General features: G+C 62.3%; 11 protein-coding genes and 1 pseudogene. 8 read left to right on the top strand and 4 right to left on the bottom strand.

The window, feature by feature from the left end; all coding sequences use genetic code 11:
* Positions 1–123 precede the first annotated feature (123 nt).
* The 5 genes from AAZU54_RS14440 (at position 124) to AAZU54_RS14420 (ending at position 8,118) form a co-directional block, all read left to right on the top strand.
* Positions 124–2,793 (top strand): TonB-dependent hemoglobin/transferrin/lactoferrin family receptor, encoded by a 2,670-nt coding sequence (locus tag AAZU54_RS14440; protein WP_434727308.1) that lies wholly within the window; start codon positions 124–126, stop codon positions 2,791–2,793.
* 83 nt (positions 2,794–2,876) lie between these two features.
* The gene (locus AAZU54_RS14435) at positions 2,877–3,494 is read left to right on the top strand and encodes a heme acquisition protein HasA (protein ID WP_186554250.1); all 618 of its coding nucleotides are present in this window, start codon (positions 2,877–2,879) and stop codon (positions 3,492–3,494) included.
* 169 nt (positions 3,495–3,663) lie between these two features.
* Positions 3,664–5,427 carry a type I secretion system permease/ATPase gene (locus AAZU54_RS14430; RefSeq protein ID WP_434727296.1) on the top strand — a complete coding sequence of 588 codons (1,764 nt, stop codon included), beginning with the start codon at positions 3,664–3,666 and terminating at the stop codon, positions 5,425–5,427.
* 5 nt (positions 5,428–5,432) lie between these two features.
* Complete coding sequence (locus AAZU54_RS14425; RefSeq protein WP_186554248.1) at positions 5,433–6,779, top strand: HlyD family type I secretion periplasmic adaptor subunit; 1,347 nt, start codon at positions 5,433–5,435, stop codon at positions 6,777–6,779.
* A 4-nt stretch (positions 6,780–6,783) separates the two neighbouring features.
* Positions 6,784–8,118: a TolC family outer membrane protein gene (locus tag AAZU54_RS14420; protein ID WP_405130019.1), complete on the top strand. Its 1,335-nt coding sequence runs from the start codon at positions 6,784–6,786 to the stop codon at positions 8,116–8,118.
* A 108-nt stretch (positions 8,119–8,226) separates the two neighbouring features.
* Here the strand turns inward: AAZU54_RS14420 and AAZU54_RS14415 are convergent, their stop codons facing one another.
* Positions 8,227–9,744, bottom strand: a complete 1,518-nt coding sequence (locus AAZU54_RS14415) for a nucleobase:cation symporter-2 family protein (protein WP_186554246.1) — start codon at positions 9,742–9,744, stop codon at positions 8,227–8,229.
* Between the two features lie 260 nt (positions 9,745–10,004).
* Positions 10,005–10,373: a PilZ domain-containing protein gene (locus tag AAZU54_RS14410; RefSeq protein WP_186554245.1), complete on the bottom strand. Its 369-nt coding sequence runs from the start codon at positions 10,371–10,373 to the stop codon at positions 10,005–10,007.
* Positions 10,374–10,538: 165 nt separating this feature from the next.
* On the opposite strand from AAZU54_RS14410, the gene AAZU54_RS14405 reads away from it, so the two are divergent.
* The 3 genes from AAZU54_RS14405 (at position 10,539) to yjiA (ending at position 13,875) form a co-directional block, all read left to right on the top strand.
* Positions 10,539–12,605, top strand: a complete 2,067-nt coding sequence (locus tag AAZU54_RS14405; RefSeq protein WP_434727295.1) for a carbon starvation CstA family protein — start codon at positions 10,539–10,541, stop codon at positions 12,603–12,605.
* A 17-nt stretch (positions 12,606–12,622) separates the two neighbouring features.
* Positions 12,623–12,820, top strand: coding sequence for a YbdD/YjiX family protein (locus AAZU54_RS14400; protein WP_119145888.1), 198 nt, complete (start codon positions 12,623–12,625; stop codon positions 12,818–12,820).
* A gap of 77 nt (positions 12,821–12,897) precedes the next feature.
* Positions 12,898–13,875 carry a GTPase gene (yjiA, locus tag AAZU54_RS14395; RefSeq protein WP_405130018.1) on the top strand — a complete coding sequence of 326 codons (978 nt, stop codon included), beginning with the start codon at positions 12,898–12,900 and terminating at the stop codon, positions 13,873–13,875.
* A 155-nt stretch (positions 13,876–14,030) separates the two neighbouring features.
* Here yjiA and glyA read toward each other — a convergent pair whose 3' ends face one another.
* Together glyA and AAZU54_RS14385 are read right to left on the bottom strand one after the other, a co-directional pair.
* Entirely contained in the window at positions 14,031–15,284 is a 1,254-nt protein-coding gene (gene glyA / locus AAZU54_RS14390; RefSeq protein ID WP_186554242.1) for a serine hydroxymethyltransferase, read from the bottom strand.
* A gap of 304 nt (positions 15,285–15,588) precedes the next feature.
* Positions 15,589–18,573: pseudogene (locus AAZU54_RS14385) on the bottom strand (sensor domain-containing protein); the annotation flags it as partial.
* Positions 18,574–18,915 lie beyond the last annotated feature (342 nt).

The raw sequence follows: 18,915 nt of genomic DNA, 5'->3' as shown, positions 1-18,915 counted from the left end.
TACTAGAAAACAGCCAACAACAGACGAGCGACAACAGTGAGCACGCCACGACCACACCCTCAGCGACCCCTCGGTCGCCTCGCCTTGGCCAGCAGCTTGGTCTTTGGCGCTTGTGCCCTGCCGATGGGGATCGGCCTGGCACAGGCGGCCAGCGACAGCGGCGCGGCCAGCCGCCAACTGATTCAATTCGCCATCCCGGCCCAGTCATTGGACAGCGCTGTGCTGGCCTATGCCGAGCAGTCTGGAGTGCAGGTGTTCTTCGACAGTCGTAAGTTGGCTGGCTTGCGCAGTGAGGGGCTGCGCGGTGGCTACAGCGCCGAGGACGGTCTGCGCCAATTGCTGCGCGGTGCGCCGGTACGCTACCGCTTCAGCGCCGCCGGCCAGGTTGGCCTTGAGCGGGTCGAGGACAACGGCGAGGTGATGGAACTGGGCGCTACCCATGTCAACTCGAACCGCGAAGGCGATTGGGTCTACCTGACGCCACGTTCGACCAGCGTGATTACCCGCGAGCAGATCGACAAGCGCCCGCCACGGCATGCCGCGGACATGCTCGAAGAAACGGCCGGGGTCTACACCGCGGTCGATCAACGCGATCCAGGCCTGTCGGTGAACATCCGGGGTGTGCAGGACTACGGCCGGGTCAACATGAACATCGATGGCATGCGCCAGAACTTCAACGTCAACGGCCACCAGCAGCGCAATGGCGTGATGTTCATCGACCCTGAGTTCATCAGCAGCGTGCAGATCGACAAAGGCAGCCAATCGGGCATGGGCGGTGCCGGGGTGCTCGGTGGTATCGCCAGTTTCAATACCGTGCAGGCCAGCGAGTATCTTGGCCCGGACAAAGAATATGGCGGGCGCATTCGCGCCGGCCACGGCATCGGTGAACTGGGCAATGGCACCTACTTCAATGGCAGTGCGGTGTTTGCCTTCGGCAACGAGGTCGGTGACGTCTTGCTCGGCGTCAGCGAGCGCCATTTCGGAGACTACCGCGCCGGCAGCAACGATACCGACAATCTTGGGACCCAGATCCGCCTGAAAGATCAATTTCCTCAAGCCTGGCAGGACTGGATCGACTCCGAAGTCGGTGACATGAGCAGCGTCACGCGTTCGCAGATGATCAAGCTGGGCCTGAATTTGCCGCTGGATCAACGCGTCCAGCTCAGTTACCTGCAAACCGATACCGACAGCAAGGATGCCTGGACCTGGCAAAGCGCGGACAGCAACTCCTGGTATTACCGCCGTTCGGCCAGCAATGACATCACTGCCAAGAACGTCGCGTTCGACTACAGCTATTCGCCAGACAACGATCTGATCGATCTCAAGGCCAAGCTGTATTACGTCACCACCCGCCAAGACCGTTGGAACGCCGGCAGCACCGCCAGCATTGGCAGTGGCAACTACTATGCGCCCTACACCGATCGTTTCCAGACCGACACCTGGGGGCTGCAGCTGGAAAACACCTCGCGCTTCTACCTGGGGCAGCGCGATAGCCTCAGCGTCAACTATGGCACCGAGATGTTCCAGGACACCTTCAAGCCAAGCAGCGAGATGGTTCCGGCACGCAGTAACAGCAGCAATCCCTTTGCTGGCGGGGCCAATCCTGAAGGCAAGCGGATCATGGCCAGCCTGTTCGCTGACCTGACCTACGAGCATGACGATTGGCTGACCCTGGATGCCGGTTTGCGCTATGACCGCTACCGCCTGACCGGCAAGACGGGCTTGACCACCTACATGTACCCCACCGGCATCACCCAGGTCGATCTGCTCAAGCAGCGCACCGAGCTGCTGTATGACGTCGACCAAGAGCAGGGGCGTTTTTCGCCAACCTTCGGCATTGGCGTCAAGCCGGGCCTGGACTGGTTGCAGCTGTACACCCGCTGGGGTCGAGGCTGGCGCCCGCCTTCGGTGACTGAAGCGTTCATGAGCGGCAAGCCGCACGGCGGTGGTAACGAGCTGGTTTATCCCAACCCGTTTCTCAAGCCGGAGACCTCGCACAACTGGGAGGTGGGCATGAATATCTTCAAGGAATCACTGTTTCGCAGCGGTGACCGCTTCGCCGCCAAGATCGCTTATTTCGACACGCGGATCGATAACTTTTCCTTCCTCGATACCAACGTCGATTTGCCAGGCACCGACGGCGCGACCGGGGTGTCGATGGGGCGCAGCGCCTACCAGAACAATTTGCAAGACACGCGCTTTCGAGGGCTTGAGTACTCCCTGGACTACGATACCGGGCGCTTCTACACCCGGCTCAGCTACACCCACATGATTGGCAGCAACGACTTCTGTTCAAAACAGCTCTACCTCGGTGGCGCGCAGAAGAAGAACATCAGCGGTACCGAAATCGTCGAGCTGCCCATTGGTGGCGGCATGACGATCCCAGTGCCCATGCCGGTCTACGACGCGGTGGCGGATGCCGACCTGGATGCCCAGACGCGCTGTGGCGACATCATGGGCAACGCCAGCTACATGCCGGCTGACCGTGGCTCGCTCACCGCCGGGCTGCGCTTTTTCGACAATACCCTCGATGTCGGGGCTCGACTGCGCTACAGCAAAGGCAATGGCGCCAATCTCGAAACTCATGGCTATAGCCAACTCGACCAAGCCCTGTGGCCGCAATACAAGGTCTGGGATCTCTACGCCAGCTATTGGGCGACCCCACAGCTGAACATTGCCCTGTCGATGGAAAACCTCACCGACCAGGCCTACTTCGTCGCCATGGGCGACTCCAACAACTTATCGCTGGCACGCGGTCGGACCTTGACCGGCATGCTCGAGTACCACTTCTGATCCATCAGGTTCGCCCAATGAAGGGCAACACGAGGGCTTGGCAAGAGCCTTCGCTTTCAACTGCAATGCAATGAGGAATCGAAATGAGCGTTTCCGTTACTTATTCCGCCAGCTTCGCCAACATCACTGTCGATCAGTACTTCACGCTGTGGTCGACCGGCTTCAAGACTGCCGATCACAACGCCAGCAACACCGGTGGCTTCAACAACGGCTCGTTCGACGGTGACCAGTACGCGATCCGCGGGACCAATGGATCGAACTATGCGGTGATTGCCGAAAGCGAAACCGCCAATGGCCTGCACTACGTGTTCAACCCGGCACTGCCCGCCAGCAACAACCTCAACCACTACCTGTGGGGCGAGTTGGATAGCGTTCAACTGGGTAATGGCCTGCAAGGTGGTGGTGGCAGCGATTACAGCCTGTCGACCTTTGCCGTCAGCTTCGAAGGCCTGGACCTGAGCGCCGCGCAAGGTGCCGGTCGTGTCGGTAACGACGTGCACAACGTCATCTACAGCCTGATGCAAGGCAATACCGACGCCCTGGAGTCGGTGCTCGACAACCTGCTGGCCGACTACGGCGTATCCACCGACAGCACCTTCGCGGCGATCAGCTCGGCCCTGGCTGCTGGCCCGTCCAGCGCGCTTGCCGCCGAAGCTGTGGGGGTCCAGGCGCTGCCAGAAGATCTGGCGCTGGCGGCCTGATCCCAGGCATGAAAAAGCGAATGGAGGGTGACCCTGCCATTCGCTGATCTGTTGCAGTTACCCCGCAACCCGTGTCTTTGCCGGGCCCAGGTTGCGGTGGTGCGAATTCTGTGGCGCCGACCAGGCGAAAGCAATCGCCGATCGACGCTTGCCATGAGGTTTCCATCAAATGCGAACCGCTCCCGCCGCAGCCAATCAAGTGCTGCAGGCGCTCAAGGCCTGTCGCGCCGGCTCGGCCAACGTCGCCCTGTTCACTGCGGTGATCAACCTGCTGATGTTGGCGCCAGCGCTGTACATGCTGCAGGTGTATGACCGCGTGTTGTCCTCGCGCAACGAAATGACCCTGTTGATGCTCAGCTTGATGGTGCTTGGGCTGTTCGCGTTCATGGGCCTGTTGGAGTGGGTGCGCAGCCAGGTGGTGATCCGCCTCGGCACGCAGATGGACCTGCGCCTGAACCCCAGGGTGTTCGAGGCTGCTTATGAGGCGAGCCTTGCCGGCCAGCGCGGGGTGGCCGGGCAGATGCTCGCCGACCTCACCCATCTGCGCCAGTTCGCCACCGGGCAGGCGCTGTTCGCCTTGTTCGATGCGCCGTGGTTCCTGGTGTACCTGCTGGTGATGTTCCTGTTCAGCCCCTGGCTTGGCCTGATGGCCGTGGTCGGCGCGGTTGTGCTGATGGTGTTGGCTTGGGTCAATGAGCGGCTGACCCAGGCGCCGTTCGCCGAAGCCGGGCAGCTGTCCCAGCAAGCCAGCCAACAGGCCAGCGCCAACCTGCACAATGCCGAGGTCATCGAGGCCATGGGCATGCTCGGTGCGGTACGCGAGCGTTGGGCGCAACTGCATCATGGTTTTCTTGCCCGGCAGAACCTGGGCAGTGAGCGCACCGCAGCGATCACCGCCATGTCCAAAAGCGTGCGGCTGGCCCTGCAATCCTTGGTACTAGGCTTGGGAGCGTGGCTGGCGATCGAACAGCTGATCACCCCAGGCATGATGATCGCCGGTTCCATTCTGATGGCGCGGGTGCTGGCACCGATCGATCAGTTGATCGGCGCTTGGCGCCAGTGGGGCGCGGCGCGGCTGGCCTATCAGCGCCTGAGTGGAATGATGCAGGCGCAGCCGCCGCGCCCGGCAGGCATGCCCCTGCCGGCGCCGAGCGGCAAACTCACCGTCGAGGCGCTCGACGCACTGCAACCCGGCAGCAACAAGCCCTGCCTGAGCAACCTTGGCTTCGAGCTGCCGGCCGGAGAGTCGCTGGGCATCATCGGCCCATCCGGTTCGGGCAAGTCGACCTTGGCCCGCCTGTTGATCGGTGCCCAGGCGCCGGCTGCGGGCAAGGTGCGCCTGGATGGCGCCGATCTGCGTCTGTGGGACAAGCACGCGCTGGGCATGCATATCGGCTACTTGCCGCAGGACGTGCAACTGTTCGCCGCCAGCATCGCCGAGAACATCGCCCGGCTGGGCGCGGTGGATGCCCAGCAGGTGGTCGCTGCCGCGCAACTGGCCGGGGTGCACGAGATGATCCTGAAACTGCCGGCCGGTTACGACACCCAGTTGGGCGAGGGCGGCAGTGGCCTGTCCGGCGGCCAGCGCCAGCGCATCGGCCTTGCCCGGGCCTTGTATGGGCTGCCGGCGTTGATCGTGCTCGACGAGCCTAACGCCAACCTCGACGAGGCTGGCGAGCGGGCCTTGCTCGAGGCCATCGGCAAAGTCCGCGCACAGCGCCGCACGCTGATCCTGATCACCCATAAATCCGCACTGCTGGCCGGGCTCGATAACCTGCTGATGCTCAACAGCGGCCAGCTTCAGGCCTACGGGCCGACGGCGCGGGTGCTCCAGGATGCCCAGCGTTCACGCCCAACCGCCGCTGGGGTATCGAGCCCGGCGCCGCGCCCACCTGTTGGCCTGAGCATGAGCTACGGCCTGCCGAGATCTTGAAGACCATGACGGTACACGCTGCATTCATCCGCAAAGCCGAGACACCTGGCGAGTCCGCTACTGTTTTGCGCCTCGACGAGCGTCGTCCGGCCAGGCTTGGCCGTTGGCTGGTCTTGGGCGGTTTTGGTGGTTTTATCCTGTGGGCCGCGCTGGCGCCGCTGGACAAGGGCGTGCCGCTAAGTGGCACGGTGATGGTCGCCGGCAGTCGCCAGGCGGTGCAGCACGTCGCGGGCGGGGTGATCGAGCAACTGCTGGTGCGCGATGGCGACCGGGTCGGCGCCGGCCAGGTGCTGCTGCGCATGGACGCGACCCAGGCTGAGGCGCAGAAGGGCTCGCTGCAGGTGCAATACGTCAACGCGCGGGCCACTGAGGCGCGGCTGATGGCTGAGCGTGACGGCCGCTCCAGCGTTGATTTTCCTGAATCACTGCGCGCCCAGGCTGCTACGCCGTGGGTGGCTAGCGTACTGGAGGCGCAGCGCCAATTGCGCGCCAGTCGCGCCCAGGCACTGCAGATGGAATTGGCCGGCATGGGCGAGGGGATCGCCGGCGCCGAGGCCTCGCTGCAAGGCTTGCAAGGCTCGCTGGCCAGCAAGCAGGCGCAGCGTGATGCGCTCGATGAGCAACTGCGCGGGCTGCGTGAGCTGGCCCAAGATGGCTACATCCCGCGCAATCGCCTGCTCGACAGCGAACGCTTGCTGGCCCAGGTCAACGGCTCGATCGCCGAGGATCTGGGCAACATCGGCCGCACCCGCCGCCAGGTGCAAGAGTTGAAGTTACGCATTGGCCAACGCCGCCAGGAAAACCAGAACGACGTTCGTCAGCAGTTGAGCGAGATGCAGGCCAGTGCCGAAGACCTTGGCAATCGCCTGCGCAGCGCCGAATTCGAATTGGCCCACAGCCTGGTGCGCGCGCCGGTTGCAGGTACGGTTGTGGGGCTTAGCGTCTTCACCAATGGCGGGGTGATTGCCCGCGGCCAGCAGTTGATGGAGATCGTCCCCGGCGATGCGCCGTTGTTGGTGGATGCGCGGGCGCCGGTGGAGATGGTCGACAAGCTGCAACCGGGTTTGCCGGTCGAGCTGATGTTCGCCGCTTTCAACCAGAGCAGCACGCCTCGGGTGGATGGCGAGGTGGCGCTGGTATCGGCCGACCGCTTGCTCGATGAAAAGACCCAGCAGCCGTATTACCAGGTGCGCATCAAGGTCACTGAACACGCCTTGCAGCAGCTGTCCGGCCTGGACATTCGCCCCGGCATGCCGGTGGAAGCGTTCGTGCGTACCGGTGAGCGCTCGATGCTCAACTACCTGTTCAAGCCGCTGGCCGACCGGGTGCATATCGCCCTGGCGGAGGAATGACCCGATGCGTTCGTTGTTGATCTTCGGGCCGTTGCTGATGGGCCTGAGCTATTCCGCGCACGCCTTGGACCTGGGCGATGCCTACGCCTTGGCGCTGCGTAACGACCCCACGCTGCACGCGGCCATCGCCGAGCGCGATGCCGGCGTGGAGAACCTGACCATCGGCCGCGCCCGGCTGCTGCCGAACTTGTCGTACCGCTACAATCGCGCGCGCAATGACTCCGAAGTCACCCAGTACAGCCCGCTGGGCGACAGCACCGTGCAACGGGACTATCGCAGCTACAGCTCGACCCTGACCCTGCAACAGCCGCTGTTCGACTACGCCGCCTGGAGTGAGTACCGTCGTGGTGTGGCCCAGGCGGCGCTGGCCGACGAGCGTTTTCGTGGCCGTAGCCAGGAGCTTGTGGTGCGCCTGTTCGGCGCCTACAGCGAGGCATTGTTCGCCAACGAGCAGATCGCCCTGGCCCAGGCCCAACGGCGCACCTATGCCGAACAGCTGACCCTCAACCAGCGCCTGCTCAAGGGCGGTGAAGGCACCCGTACCGATCTGCTCGAGACCCGTGCCCGGCTGGAGCTGGCCCAGGCCCAGGAGATCGAGGCGGGGGATAACCTCGATGCGGCCCTGCGGGCACTGGAGGCGATCATCGGCGAGGCGGTACTGGTCGAAGACCTGGCGCCCATGCTGGGTGATTTCCGTGTGCAGCCACTGCTGCCGACGCGTTTTGAACAGTGGCGCGATCTGGCCGTGGCGCACAATGCCGAGCTTGCCAGTCAGCGTCATGCGCTGGATGCGGCCGATCAGACGGTCGAGCAACAGCGGGCGGGGCATCTGCCGAGTTTGAGCGCCTATGCCAGCAAGGGGATTTCCAGCTCCAGCTCCGAGAGCACCTACAACCAGCGCTATGACACCGACAGTATTGGCTTGCAGTTGAGTGTGCCGCTGTTTGCTGGCGGCGGGGTGTCGGCGTCGGTGCGTCAGGCCAAGGCTCAGCGCGCTGCGCTTGGCTATGAGCTCGATGCGCAGTTGCGCGATACGGTTAACCAGCTGCGCAAGCAATTCAACCTGTGCGCCAGTAGCACGGCGAAGATTCGTGCCTATGGCCTGGCGGTGAATGCCGCTGCGGCGTTGGTTGAGGCCACGCGCAAGAGCGTGCAGGGCGGTGAGCGGGTCAACCTCGATGTGCTGGATGCCGAGCAGCAGCTGTATGGCGCCCGGCGCGACCTGGCGCAGGCGCGGCATGACTATCTAAGGGCGTGGGTGCAGTTGCGCTATTTGGCAGGCGTGCTGGATGCCGGAGACTTGAGTGCGTTGAATCGCTATTTCGCCGGGCCCGCGTAGCAAGGACCTCGCGGGCGTGGACTTGGCCAGCGATAGCGTCATCAACACCCACAAAAAAGGGGAGCCGACGATGCGCATCGGCTCCCCCCTGACCGCTTCGATCAGCGATCAATGCTCGGCAATGGCCTTGCGCCGTGGCGCCTCGTCGCCATGCTCATCGGCTTCGAGCAGCGGCACTTCATTACCTTCGGCATCGAACAGCTTGCCATCCTTGAAGTAGTCGCCATCGCGCAATGCCGAGATGTCCGAGTACTGGATGGTGCGCTCGTAGGCAGCGGCAAATACCGACTGTTGGTCCGAGTTGCCCGTGGTGAAGTGGTTGAAGATCAGGTTGAGCAGAATCGCCATGATCGCCGCCGAGCTGATGCCGGAGTGGAAGATGGTCTCGAACCAGTTCGGGAAGTGGTGGTAGAAGTTCGGTGCGGCGATCGGGATCATGCCAAAGCCCAGCGAGGCGGCGACGATGATCAGGTTGACGTTGTTCTTGTAGCTGACCTTGGACAGGGTGCGGATGCCGCTGGCGGCAACGGTGCCGAACAGCACGATCCCTGCGCCGCCCAGCACTGGCGTCGGCACTGCGGCAATCACCCGGCCCATGATCGGCAGCAGGCCCAGCACGACCAGGATCACACCACCGGTAGCGACCACGTAGCGGCTCTTGACCCCAGTCACGGCCACCAGGCCGACGTTCTGGGCAAAGGCGCTCTGGGTGAAGGAGCCGAAGATCGGCGCGAGGATGCTCGAGGCCATGTCGGCGCGCAGGCCATCACCCAGGCGCTTGGAATCGACCTTGGTGTCGATGATGTCACCGACGGCGAGGATGTCCGCCGAGGTTTCCACCAGGGTCACCATGATCACGATGCACATCGACAGGATCGCAGCGATGTGGAAGGTCGGCATGCCGAAGTGGAAGGGGGTTGGGAAGGCGAACATCGGGCCTTCGGTGACCTTGCTGAAGTCAGCCATGCCCAGCGACCAGGCGATCAGGGTTCCGGCGACCATTGCCAGCAAGATCGACAACCGCGAGATAGCCGCGCTGCCCAGCTTGCTCAGTAGCAGGACGATGGCGAAGGTCGCCGCCGCCAGGCCGATGTTGGCCATGCTGCCGAACTCCGGCGAGGCGCTGTTGCCGCCCATCACCCAGCGTGCAGCGACTGGCATCAGGGTCAGGCCGATGGTGGTAATGACGATACCGGTCACCAGCGGCGGGAAGAATTTGGTAATGCGCGAGAACACCGGGGTAATCAGAAAGCCGATCAGCGAAGCCGCCATGACCGCACCCAGTACACCCTGCAGGCCACCGCCACCCTCGCTACTGAGGATCGCGCCCATGGTCGCCACACCGGCGAACGACACACCCTGTACCAGCGGCAACTGACAGCCGAAGAACGGCAGGCCCAAGGTCTGCAACAGCGTCGCCAGGCCACCGGCAAACAGCGAGGCGGCGATCAGCAGGCCGATTTCCGCAGGGTTCAAACCTGCAGCCTGCCCCAGGATCAGGGGTACTGCAACGATCCCTCCATACATGGTCAGCACATGTTGCAGACCATAAGCCAGGTTGGCACCCAAACCGAGGTTTTCGTCCTCGGGGCGTTGGGCGGGAGACGTGCTAGGGGACGTAGTCATGGAGCAGGCTCTCTGTTTATTGTTGTGCCGCTACTGTAGACACTTCCTACATTAGATGGCCACAAAAATTGTATACAATATTTTGATTGGAGCGCGCACAAGGGTGGCCGCAAACAGCGCGTTTACTGAATGCAGAATGCGTTCCAACTGGTCAGAGGCGGTGCAGGATGGATGTGTACAAGCGCCCAGACGCCCCGCAAGAAGCTGTCTGGGTAGACAGGAAACAGTAGGTGGGAAGTACGTTAGCTAGCTAAGAGATATCAATCTTCGATGAGTTCGCGCAGTTCACGCATCATTTCGGTGCTGTCAGCCAGGTTCAATTCCACAAGACGGTGCAAATGGCTCATCGAGTCGAGGTCGATGTGCAGGCAGACGAATCCGAGCCGGTCGGGTTCTTCGTGACGCAGTTCGACCTGCATGCGCAGCTGGGTCTGTTGGTCACTAAGATGGATGACTGCATCGAAGTCCTGCGTGGCATCGGCGTCCCACGGTTCAGGTCGTTGGATCAACAGTCCTTTGAGCGATAAATCGAGCAATTTTACCGGCCAGCGTCGGTTGCCCTGGCGCAATTCAGTGGGCGCATCGAAGGCAATGCGCTGAAAGCGCCGGCGTTCATCGTGGTTGCTCATGGGAAAGCCCTCCGGAGTACATCCTGACTATAGTTAATTTCGTACCTGCATCAGGTAAAGCAAACGGGCAGCAAAGGCTCTAGACCAAAGCAAGTGTGGCAATGCGCGATGACACGCCCTAGACTCGATGGGCGGTCTTTCCAATCCACCAGCTGGAAGTAAACCATGAACAACAATAATAGCCTGCTACGCCACCTTCCGTGGCTGGCGCTGGCAGTCCTGGGAGCCTGTGCGCTGGGTGTGGTTGCCCTGCGTCGCGGCGAGGCGATCAATGCCTTGTGGATCGTGGTCGCGGCAGTGGCCATCTACTTGGTCGCCTATCGCTACTACAGCCTGTTCATCGCCACCAAGGTGATGCAACTGGACCCCCGTCGGGCTACGCCCGCGGTACTCAATAACGACGGTCTGGACTATGTCCCGACCAACAAGCACATCCTCTTCGGTCACCACTTCGCGGCGATCGCCGGTGCAGGGCCGCTGGTCGGTCCGGTGCTCGCGGCGCAGATGGGCTATTTGCCCGGTACGCTGTGGCTGATCGCGGGCGTGGTGCTGGCCGGTGCCGTACAGGACTTCATGGTCCTGTTCATGTCCACCCGCCGCAACGGCCGCTCGCTGGGCGACATGGTGCGCGAGGAGATGGGCAGGATCCCTGGCACCATCGCCTTGTTCGGCTGCTTCCTGATCATGATCATCATCCTCGCGGTGCTGGCGCTGATCGTGGTCAAGGCCCTGGCCGAGAGCCCATGGGGCATGTTCACGGTTATGGCGACCATCCCGATCGCGATGTTCATGGGCATTTATATGCGCTACATCCGCCCGGGTCGTATCGGTGAGATTTCGCTCATCGGTGTGGTCTTGCTGCTGCTGTCGATCTGGCTGGGGGGCCTGATTGCCGCAGATCCGGTTTGGGGCCCGGCCTTCACCTTCACTGGCGTGCAGATCACCTGGATGCTGGTCGGCTACGGCTTCGTCGCGGCGGTGCTGCCGGTCTGGCTGGTGCTGGCGCCGCGTGACTACCTGTCGACCTTCCTCAAGATCGGCACCATCGTTGGCCTGGCCATCGGTATCCTGATCATTGCGCCGGAACTGAAGATGCCGGCCCTGACCCAGTTCACCGACGGCACCGGCCCGGTGTGGAAGGGCACGCTGTTCCCGTTCCTGTTCATCACCATCGCTTGCGGTGCGGTGTCTGGCTTCCATGCGCTGATCTCTTCGGGGACCACGCCCAAGTTGCTCGACAACGAAACCAACGCCCGTTACATCGGCTACGGCGGCATGCTGATGGAGTCGTTCGTCGCCATCATGGCCATGGTTGCCGCTTCGGTGATCGAGCCAGGCGTGTACTTCGCCATGAACAGCCCGGCCGCAGTGGTCGGCGCCGACGTCGTATCGGTGGCGCAGACTGTCAGCAGCTGGGGCTTCTTGATCACCCCTGAGCAACTCGAGGCGGTCGCCCGCGACATCGGCGAGCACACCATCCTGGCCCGGGCCGGCGGTGCGCCAACCTTGGCCGTAGGTATCGCGCAGATCCTCCACCAGGTGTTGCCGGGTGAGAACACCATGGCCTTCTGGTACCACTTCGCGATCCTGTTCGAGGCGCTGTTCATCCTCACCGCAGTGGACGCCGGTACCCGTGCCGGGCGCTTCATGCTGCAAGACCTGCTGGGCAGCTTCGTGCCGGCGCTCAAACGTACCGAGTCGTGGGCGGCCAACCTGATCGCTACTGCGGGCTGTGTAGCGCTATGGGGCTACCTGCTGTACCAGGGCGTGATCGATCCGCTGGGCGGTATCAACACCTTGTGGCCGCTGTTTGGTATCTCCAACCAGATGCTGGCGGGTATCGCCCTGATGCTCGGCACCGTGGTGCTAATCAAGATGAAGCGTCAGCGCTACATGTGGGTCACCCTGCTGCCTGCGGTATGGCTGCTGATCTGCACCACCACTGCTGGCTTGATCAAGCTGTTCGATCCGAACCCGGCAGTCGGCTTCCTGGCCCTGGCCAACAAGTACAGCGTAGCGCTGGATGCCGGTCAGGTGCTGGCGCCGGCCAAGGACATCGGCCAGATGCAGCACGTGATCTTCAACGCCTACACCAACGCTGGCCTGACGATCCTGTTCCTGCTGGTGGTCTTCAGCATCCTGTTCTTCGCCCTCAAGGTTGGCTACCGCGCCTTGGGTCACAAGGAGCGCAGCGATAAAGAAACCCCATTCCAGGCCTTGCCTGACGCGTAAACGAGAGGATTGCAGCTATGTTCAACGACCTGGGTCGACTGGGTAAGTACCTGGGGCAGGCTGCCCGCCTGATGGTCGGCATGCCCGACTACGACAACTATGTCGAGCACATGCAGGGCAAGCATCCGGACAAGCCGGTGATGAGCTACGAGGAGTTCTTCCGAGAGCGCCAAGAAGCCCGTTACGGTGGCAAGTCGGGGCCTAAGTGCTGTTGAACCAGCGGCAAGCGTGAACCTGTGGGAGCCTGGGTAACCGGCTCCCACTTTCATTTTCGGCTTGAGGAGATTTCTGCGTGCAAGCGCCCATTCCCGTAACTGTCCTGACCGGCTTTCTCGGTGCCGGCAAGACCACCCTGCTCAAGCACATGCTCAAGGCCGAGCATGGCCTGAAGCTGGCGGTGATCGAAAACGAGTTCAGCGAAGCCGGCATCGACAGCCAGTTGCTGGGCGATGAGCCAGTACAGGTCATGACCCTGGCCAACGGCTGCGTGTGCTGCACCATCCACACCGACCTGACCAAGGCCTTGTACCTGCTGCTCGAGCGTCTGGACGCTGGTGAAATCGCCTTTGACCGGCTGGTGATCGAATGCACCGGCCTAGCCGATCCTGCGCCGGTGGCGCAGACCTTCTTCATCGACGAGGAACTGCGCGAGCGCTACATCCTCGACGGCATCATCACCTTGGTCGATGCCGCGCATGCCGAGCTGCACCTGACCCAGGCCATCGCCCAGGCGCAGGTGGGTTTTGCCGATCGTCTACTGCTGAGCAAGACCGATCTGGTCGAGCCGCAGGCGGTGCAAGCACTGCGCGAACGGCTGGCGCGGATCAACGGTCGAGCGGGCATCCGCGTGGTTGAGCATGGCCGCATCGATCTGGCCGAACTGCTCGATGTGCGTGGTTTCAACCTCAATACCGATTTGGGTGTGAGCCTCAAGCCAAGCTTGCGCCCGGTGCTCAAACCGGCCACCCCGGACCGCATTTCGACCTTGGTCCTGCGCACCGAAACCGCGCTGGATATCGACCTCCTCAGCGACTTCATGAACGAGCTGCTGGAAACCCATGGCAAGCAACTGCTGCGTTATAAAGGCGTGTTGAACATCGCCGGAGAACAGCGCCGGCTGGTGTTCCAGGGCGTGCTGAAGCTGTATGGCTTTGACTGGGATGCTGAGTGGAAGCAAGGGGAAGCGCGGGAGAGCGTGATGGTGTTTATTGGTGATGAGTTGCCAGAGGAGAAGATTCGTACAGGCTTCGACGCATTGAGCGCGGACTGAAGATGCAGATCGCATCAAGGCTGCCTGGCGCATGCCGGTAAGTTTTGTAACGCACTTCAGGTTCTGCACTTGGCGCAAGCTCAACAAAAAACCGCTACCAGTTACCTGGCAGCGGTTTTTTCATACCCGACGATCAGGCCGTCGGCTAGGCGCTCTTAGTTGCCGTAAACCGGCAGCTTCTTGCAGATAGCCTTGACCTTCTCACGCACGGCGTCGATCACCGCTTCGTTGTTCAGGTCGGCGAGGATGTCGCAGATCCAGCCGGCCAGCTCGCGGCACTCGGTTTCCTTGAAGCCACGGGTGGTGACGGCTGGGGTGCCGAAACGCAGGCCCGAGGTGACGAATGGCGAACGTGGGTCGTTCGGCACCGAGTTCTTGTTGACGGTGATGAAGGCTTTGCCCAGTGCGGCATCAGCGTCCTTACCCGAGATTTCCTGCTTGATCAGCGACAGCAGGAACAGGTGGTTTTCAGTACCACCGGAAACCACGTCGAAACCGCGCTCGATGAACACGCTGGCCATGGCCTGGGCGTTCTTCACCACTTGCTGCTGGTAAGCCTTGAACTCAGGCTGCAGGGCTTCCTTGAAGCAGATCGCCTTGGCTGCGATGACGTGCTCCAGCGGGCCACCTTGGGCGCCTGGGAATACTGCCGAGTTGAGCTTCTTCTCGATGTCGGCGTTGGCACGGGCCAGGATCAGGCCGCCACGTGGACCGCGCAGGGTCTTGTGGGTGGTGGTGGTGACCACGTCGGCGAATGGCACTGGGTTCGGGTAGACGCCAGCGGCGACCAGACCGGCGACGTGAGCCATGTCGACGAACAGGTAGGCACCGACCTTGTCGGCGATTGCGCGGAAGCGTGGGAAGTCCAGCACCTGCGAGTAGGCAGAGAAGCCAGCAACGATCATCTTCGGCTTGTGCTCGACAGCCAGACGCTCGACTTCGTCGTAGTCGATCAGGCCGTTGCCGTCGATGCCGTACTGGATGGCGTTGTACAGCTTGCCGGAGGACGAAACGCTGGCGCCGTGGGTCAGGTGACCGCCGTGGGCCAGGCTCATGCCCAGGATGGTGTCACCCGCCGACAGCAGGGCCAGGTAGACTGCGGCGTTGGCCTGGGAACCGGCGTGTGGCTGGACGTTGGCGTAGTCGGCGCCGAACAGCTCTTTGGCGCGGTCGATGGCCAGTTGCTCAACTACGTCGACGTACTCGCAACCACCGTAGTAGCGCTTGCCTGGGTAGCCTTCGGCGTACTTGTTGGTCAGTACCGAACCCTGGGCTTCCATGACAGCTGGGCTTGTGTAGTTTTCCGAAGCGATCAGCTCGATATGCTCTTCCTGACGCTGAGCTTCTTGCTCCATGGCGGCAAACAGATCGGCGTCGTACTTGGCAATGGTCAAATCACGGCTGAACATGGCGGTCCTCAAGGATCGGGGCAGAATTGGGTGTGCATTCTAACCGATTGATTCGCCCCTGGCATATGAAGTGGCGTCATGTCGCGGACCAATGGAGTTCATGTGGCACACCGCGCCCCGCCTGGGTTGGCTGGGGGCTGGAGTTGACTTTTAGGTCCGCTTTTTCGGCGCAGATTTCAGCCACAACACCGTACCTGTGGGAGCGGGTTTACCCGCGAAGCAGGCAACGCGGTGGATGGCACCGGCTTCGCCGGTGTTCGCGGGTAAACCCGCTCCTACAGGGATCGCGCCAGTTGACGTGGGATCACTGGAACATGAACAGCGTCTCGTTACTGAACTGCGCCTCGAACTGATTGGCCGGCATCGGCCGGCCGAACAGGTAGCCCTGCACTTCGTCGCAGCCATGCTCGCGGAGGAACTCCAACTGCTCATGGGTCTCCACGCCTTCGGCGATCACCGCCAGGTTGAGACTGTGAGCCATGGCGATGATGGCGCGGGCGATCTGCGCGTCCTGTTCGCCTTCAGGCAACCCATCGACGAAGGTGCGGTCGATCTTCAGCACATCGATGGGAAACTGCTTGAGGTAGTTGAGCGACGAGTAGCCGGTGCCGAAGTCATCGACCGCGATGCTCAGCCCCAGCTTTTTCAGGCTGTCGAGGATCTGCATCGCCTCATGCACTTCGCGCATCAGGATACTTTCGGTCAGTTCAAGCTCCAGGCACGCCGGCGGCAGGCCGGTTTCTTCAAGGATGGTGGCGATCCGCGTGCCGAGCTGACCATCGGAGAACTGCCGCGCCGAGATGTTCACCGAGACCTTGGGTACCCTAACCTTTGCCAGGTGCCAGGCCTTGAGCTGGCGGCTGGCCTCGCGCAATACCCAATCGCCAACGTCGACCACCAGGCCGAGCTCTTCGATCACCGGGATGAAATCCCCCGGCGGCACCAGGCCACGCCGCGGATGCCGCCAGCGCAGCAGCGCCTCGGCGCCGGTCAGGCGTTTGCCATCACCGCTGAACTGCGGCTGGTAATAAAGGATGAACTCGTTCTGCTCCAGGGCGTGACGCAGGTCGCTCTCCAGCTCCAGGCGCTCCAGGGCGCTGGCGTTCATCTCGGTCTGGTAGAACTGGAAGTTGTTCTTGCCGCGCTCCTTGGCGTGGTACATGGCGGTGTCGGCGTTCTTCATCAGCTGGCTGAGTTCGCTGCCATCCTGCGGGCTCAGGGCGATGCCGATGCTGGCAGTGACGAAGAACTCGCGATTCTCCAGGACGAACGGCCGCACCAGGCTGCCGAGGATATTCTCGGCCACATGAATGGCGCGGTTCAAAGCCTGCTCGCGCGAAGCCTTGGGTTGCAGCAGCAGGGTGAATTCGTCGCCGCCCATGCGCGCCACGGTGTCGTCGTTATCGACGCATTCAAGCAGACGCTGGGCCATGTCCTTGAGCATGCGATCGCCTGCGGCATGGCCGAGCGAGTCGTTGATCGGCTTGAACCGGTCAAGGTCGAGGAACATCAGCACCACCCAGGATTTTTGCCGTTCGGCTTGCTGCAGGGCGGTATACAGCCGGTCCTGGAACAGCGTGCGATTGGGCAAGTGGGTCAGGGCGTCGTAGTACGCCAGGCGGTGGATGCGTTGTTCGCTGGCCTTGCGTTCACTGATGTCGGTGAAGAAGCACACGTAGCTGGCCAGGTCGCCCTCGTCGTCGAGCACTGCGGTAATCCCGACCCAGGCCGGATAGTGTTCGCCATCGCGGCGCTTGAGCCACACCTCGCCCTCCCAGCTGCCACGCAGGTGCAGTTGCTTAAGGATATAGCCCAGGTGCGCATCCTGTTGCTCTTCGACGGTGAGCATGCCCGGCAGTTGGTCGAGCACCTCATCGACCGCATAGCCACTGACCCGGCTGAACGCTTCGTTGGCCTGGACGATATAGCCGGCCGGGTCGGTAATGAGGATGGCCGAGGTCGAGTGCTCGAATACCGTGGCGGCCATGCGCAGGTCTTTTTCGGCTCTGCGCTGCTGGCTGATGTCGCGGCCCACGCCGAGAACGCCTTCGAAGCGCTCGTGCTCATCCCACACCAGCACCAGGCGCAGTTCGATGGGGATCTTGCGGCCATCGGCGCGCAAGCAGTCGAATACAAACAGCTGGGTGGGCAGTTCGCGGCGCAGTTTGGCCAGTTGCTCAGGGTCATCAAGGACCTTGCTGACCCGCTCCATCAGGCTATAGATGCCCGTCAGTTGAGCTGGATTGGCGACGATCGATTGCCAGCCGTTATCGAAGATCCAGTCGGCTTGATAACCCAGTACCGCCAGCACCGAGGGGCTGACGTAGTTGAGCTGCAGTTTGCTGTCGGTAGAGAAGATCACGTCGCTGATGCTTTCGGCGAGCATGCGGTAGCGCTGCTCGCTGTCACGCAACGATTCGCTGGCCTCGATCTGCACCGTGACGTCCTTGCCTACGCCGATGATGCGGGTGACCTGGTCATCGCTGTCGCGGGTCAGCACCTGCTCGCGGATGTCGTAGCAGCGCCAGTTGCCATCCCGGTGGCGGAAGCGCAGCTGGCAGTGCAGCGATTGGCTATGCCCGCTATCGCGTTGTAGCTGGCGCAGATCGCGATAATGCGCGGCGTCTTCGGGGTGTAGCAGCAGCTCCCAGAAGCGGTCGCCCATCTGCGCCAGTTCGGCGCGGTCGTAGCCCAGGGTCTGGCCCAGGTGGCGGTTGCTGAAGATCATCCGCTGGCTGGCTACGTCCTGCACATAGAGCTGGTCGGGCACGGTGCGCACTACGTCCGACCAGAAACTCTCGCGCTCGAGCAACGACAGCTCGACCTGTTTGCGGCTGGTGATGTCGCTGATACTGAGGATCACCGCCTGGTAGTCGCGGCGTTGCAGCGGCAGGCGCGACATCAGCCACAGGTGCAGCTCGCCGCCCAGGGGTGCGGGTAGGCGTACTTCCAGTTCGAGCAGCATGCGCTGCTCGATCAACGCATCGATCAGTTGCATGCCAACGCTGTCGCGGCCATCGCCGGTGCCTTCGATCAGCCGCTGCCAGGCGCCCTCGTTGCATTGGACATTGAGCAACTGGCGGGCGACTTCATTGATCTCGGTGATCTTCAGTTCTTGCAGCAGCGAGCGGCGCAAGCCAGGGTCGAGCGCCAGGCTCTGCTTGAGGGCGGCATGATTGCGCAGGTGATAGCGGTCGAGTTGTCCGGGCAGGCTGGACAAGTCCAGCACGCACAAGGCCACGCCCGTGCCCTCGAAGATTTCTTGATAGCGTCGCCGGTCTTCCTGCAAGGCGCGCTGACGACGGCGCATGTTGATCAGCGCGAGCAACGGAAGCAGCGCGCAGATCAGCACCAGCAGGCATTTGCCGATCAGTGCGGGCAGTAGTTTCTGCTGCGCCTGGCCGACGTCATACAGACCGCGCAGTTGCCAGGTGCTGTTATCGATGAATGCCAGCATCACACTTTGTAGCGGCTGGTCACTGACCGGGGTCGGCCCATGGCGTTCGAGCACTTCGCCACTGCGGCTGTTTTCCAGCAACCAGAGTGGGTGATCGGGACCGTCCAGGTGCGCCGTCAGTTGCAGGTAGTAGTCTGCCGACAGGCGCAGTAGCCAGTAGCCGCGGCCCTGTTC

It is taken from the genome of Pseudomonas sp. Je.1.5.c, assembly GCF_051129895.1.
Lineage (GTDB): Bacteria > Pseudomonadota > Gammaproteobacteria > Pseudomonadales > Pseudomonadaceae > Aquipseudomonas > Aquipseudomonas urmiensis.
Note: the sequence above shows the minus strand (reverse complement) of the source record. Positions and strands in the feature narration are given on the sequence as shown.